2 rRNA genes are annotated in these 807 nt (G+C 49.8%); both read right to left on the reverse strand.

The window, feature by feature from the left end:
* Positions 1-470 (reverse strand): 23S ribosomal RNA (locus ACFSUO_RS12550); the annotation flags it as partial.
* Positions 471-756: 286 nt separating this feature from the next.
* Positions 757-807, reverse strand: a 16S ribosomal RNA gene (locus ACFSUO_RS12555); the annotation flags it as partial.

Raw genomic sequence — 807 nt, forward strand, 5'->3', positions numbered from 1 at the left:
CCTTGGGAGATGGTCCTCCCGGATTCCGACGGAATTTCTCGTGTTCCGCCGTACTCAGGATCCACTCCGGAGGAAATTCCCTTTCGACTACAGGGCTCTTACCTTCTTCGGCCGGCCATTCCAGGCCTCTTCGTCTAAGAAATTTCTTGGTAACTCCAATGGAGTGTCCTACAACCCCGAAAAGCAAGCTTTTCGGTTTGGGCTGGTTCCGTTTCGCTCGCCGCTACTCAGGAAATCGCATTTGCTTTCTCTTCCTCCGGGTACTGAGATGTTTCAGTTCCCCGGGTCTGCCTTGCGTATCCTATGTATTCAGATACGCATACTGTCCCATTACGGACAGCGGGTTTCCCCATTCGGAAATCCCCGGATCACAGTCTGCTTACAACTCCCCGAGGCATATCGGTGTTAGTCCCGTCCTTCATCGGCTCCCAGTGCCAAGGCATCCACCGTGCGCCCTTGATCACTTAACTAATACTTTGATGTCGTTTGAAATATCTCTTATTTAGTTTTCAAGGTGCAACCAAACCACGTAATGTGGTCGTCTTCCTGAGGGTTCGCTCCCTCAAAACTGAACCAAACAGCCAAGTATAACGTATTAAGTCTAGCTCCAGCGTCCAGTGACTAGTGGACTTCCTTTTCCTCTCCGCGATAAATCAACATCGACTCACTCTGTTCGTCGTGTTTTCTTTATCTTGTTCGGAAAACTCCAGTCCATACGTCACTAAGCGGACGCTTCCGCTTTTCAATTATCCTTAGAAAGGAGGTGATCCAGCCGCACCTTCCGATACGGCTACCTTGTTACGACTT

Origin of the sequence: Lentibacillus juripiscarius (assembly GCF_042685205.1) — a bacterium.
GTDB classification, from domain to species: Bacteria; Bacillota; Bacilli; order Bacillales; family Amphibacillaceae; genus Lentibacillus; species Lentibacillus juripiscarius.